Source organism: Rhizobacter sp. P5_C2 (assembly GCF_054049715.1).
In genome coordinates this window covers 1-2986 of the sequence record NZ_JBFULV010000212.1, presented here as the reverse complement: position 1 = coordinate 2986, position 2986 = coordinate 1, and the positions used below count along the sequence as shown (strand labels likewise).

Sequence of the window (2986 nt, the reverse complement as noted above, 5' to 3'; positions counted from 1 at the left end):
CGCCTCGGCTGTCGGTGCGGGTCTTCAGGTTCCGCGCGGCGTCGTAGCTCAGGTTCTCGATCCCCGTGTCCGGGCTGATCAYCTGCGTCGCATCGCCCAGGCCGTTGCGCGGGTACTGCGTCACCAGGTTCCTCGGGTCGGTCACCTGCGTCGTGCGGTGCCCGCCGTCGTACTCGAAGCTCGTCTTGCCGTTCTTCGCGTCGGTAGCCTCCTTCACCCGCTCCAGCGCGTCGTAGGTCAGGCGCGTCTGCAGGTTCAGCGTACCCGCGCCGCGCGTGATCTTCGTGCGGTTGCCCTGCGCGTCGTACTCGTAGCGCTCCAGCGGCAGCGGTGACACCGGCAGCGGCGGGAAGGCGTTTGACGCCGGCGCCGCATCCGTCACGCCGGCTTGCTGCTGGCGGCCCAGCGCATCCATCAGCGCGTTCAGGCTCTGCGTCAGCTCGCCGGCCGGGTCCTTCACCCGTTGGTCGACTCGGTTGCCCACGTTGTCCAGCACGTAGTCGATGCGGTTGCCCTTGATGTCCGTCACCGCGACCACGCGGTGTGCGTCGTCGTACTCGTAGCCGACCCAGGCGCCGTCGGACAGCGTCACCTTCGTCAGCTGGCCGGCGGCGTCGTACTCATAGGCCGTCGTCTTGGTGCCCACCGTGCGGCTGAGCATGCGTTGGCGCAGGTCGTAGGTGTAGACGGTCACGACGCCGCGTGGATCCGTGCTCTGCAGCACCTGGCCGTACTTGTTGTACCGATCGAAGGTGGTGACTTCACCGTTCGGCGCCGTGATGCGCAGCAGGTCGCCCTTCGTGTAGTCGGCCGTGGTGGCCGCTGCGCGCAGGTACTGGCTCATGCCCGAGCCGATGCTGGCCGTCAGTACCCGCCCGTCCGCGTCGTAGGTCCACGTGCGCACCGTGTCGATGGTGCCCGGCTGCAGCGCGGCACCGAACCCGAGGTGCCCGTCTGCATCGGTCGTCGCCCGCGTCACCTGCTTGCACAGTGCCGCTGTCGGCCGGCCATCCAGCAGGGTTGCCTCCGCCGGCGCGCAGCTCGCGATCGCGTTGCCGTTGAGTGGGTCCGGCTGGCCGTTGTAGACGTTGATCGTGATCTGGTTGGGTTCGGCCACCTTGATCGGCAGGCTCCAATCCGGGTGCCACTGCGTGCTGGTCTTCAGCGCCCCGCCCGGCAGTGTCGCGTTCGCTGACGTCACCGCCGCGCAGGCCTGGCTTTGGCTCACTCCCGAGACCGAGGCCACCTGCAGGTTGCGCGTCAGGTCGTTCAGGTAGCAACTGCGCGTGCCGTTGAAATCTTCCCGCCGCGCGATGTTCCCGTTCGCGTCATGACTCACGCTGCTGGTGCTGGCCATGCAGCCTGCCCCAGCCGGCTGGCTGCGCGTCAGCTCGCCTGRCCGTCCGTTGACCAGCCCCGCGCCCACCTCCACCGTGCTGCCGTTSGGCWGCGTGATCACCGTGCCTTCCGGCGCAATCCACTGGTGGTCTCGCCGCACCGTGCCCAGCGTGCTGTCGTAGGTTTCCGTCACCATCCACTTCGGCGGCGTCGTGTAGGCAATGTGGTGGTGATACGCGCCACCAGCCCACTGCGTGTCGTTGGCCCGCCCGCGGTCATCGTAAGCATAGGTGGCCAGCCGGTGGCCGTTCTCGTCGATGATCCCCGTGATCGCCCACGGCAGGTCGCCGCGCTCGTGCAGGTACTGGCGCGTGCCGATCGGTCCGTCGATCTGCGCCAGCTGCTCGTGGCTGTCATAGCTGAACGTCCAGCTCTGCCCCGACACGTCCACCACCTGCTTGATACGTGAAGAAGCGTCGTACTGGAACTGGATCGCATGGCCTTGCGCGTCCGACACCTTGAGGATCAGCTCCGCCCTCGGTGCGATCGCCGCCGGCGTGTCCGCGCTGCTGTACTCGTACGCCAGCCGAGAGCCATCGGCCCGCGTGACCGTCTGCAGGTTGCCGTGGCTGTCGTAGATCTCTTGCGCGTTCGCGGTCGCATCGATGTACAGCCAGCCCGCACCCGACGGGAAGAGCCGGTCCCGCACCTCCGCACCAGCCGCCGTGTAGGCGCCAGTGCTGTCCCTCATGAAACTGATCCAGTCGCCGTTCCCACGCGACGCCTGCACCGCCTGCGTCAACCCGTTGGCATCCGTCTGGCGCTGCACCCGCTTGTGCAGGCTGCTGCTCCACAGCGGGCCGAACGAGGCGGCCTCGCTCACGTCGAACATCAAGTTCGGGTCGTCAACCGGGAGTTGCCGGCGCGTGTCGTAGTGCGCCGTCAGGCTCAGCGGCCCGCTCAGCAACGGCTCATTCAGAATCTTGGCGCCCGTCAGCGGGTAGATCGGCTTGCCTGCGGTGCACGCGTTTGGTGATCCACCTCCGACGTAGCGATCGATCGGCCTCTGGCAGGCATGCTGATCCTTGGACCAGCTGAAGCCGGGTGGGCAGTAGCACTGGCCATCCGTGCCGATGGCGGGCAAGTTCTGGTTCAGGTTGTCGGTACAGCCGCCGGCGCCCAGGCCCCACTCGCCGCTGCCGCTGTCCACGACCAGGCCGTTCGAGTTCTGCACCACCGTGAGGCTGCCGATGATGCTGAAGSTGGACCAGGTTCCGCCGGCGTTGTCCGCCGGTATCGGCAGCTTGGGTATGCACACATCGAAGCGCGCCGTGGTGGCCGCATTCGAGTGCGCTCGTGCATACAGTCCGCAGGCCCCCACCAGTGCGCCCGCCACGTCCGTCACATTGGTCAGCGTGTTGACTCCACCCATGCCGTCCGACCGATTGAACCAATCCAGCGGATGCTTCGACGCCGGGTTGCACGGCGTCGTGCCGCATTGCGCCATCGCCAACGCAGGCATCAGGCACGCACAGGCCAGCAGCGCCAGCAGGCGCCACATCTTTGAACTCATTCACGTCCTCCCTGACCCTTCCGTGGGAACCGCCCCTACGCAACGGCCGGGCGGCCTTCAGCGCGCTTCAGCGCG

1 protein-coding gene is annotated in these 2986 nt (G+C 67.4%); it reads right to left on the bottom strand.

Translation table 11 applies throughout. The annotated features are described in order from the left end of the window. On the bottom strand, positions 1 to 2911 hold a 2911-nt coding region (locus ACXJLU_RS32985; RefSeq protein ID WP_457337947.1), incomplete at its 3' end, for an RHS repeat domain-containing protein. Positions 2912 to 2986 lie beyond the last annotated feature (75 nt).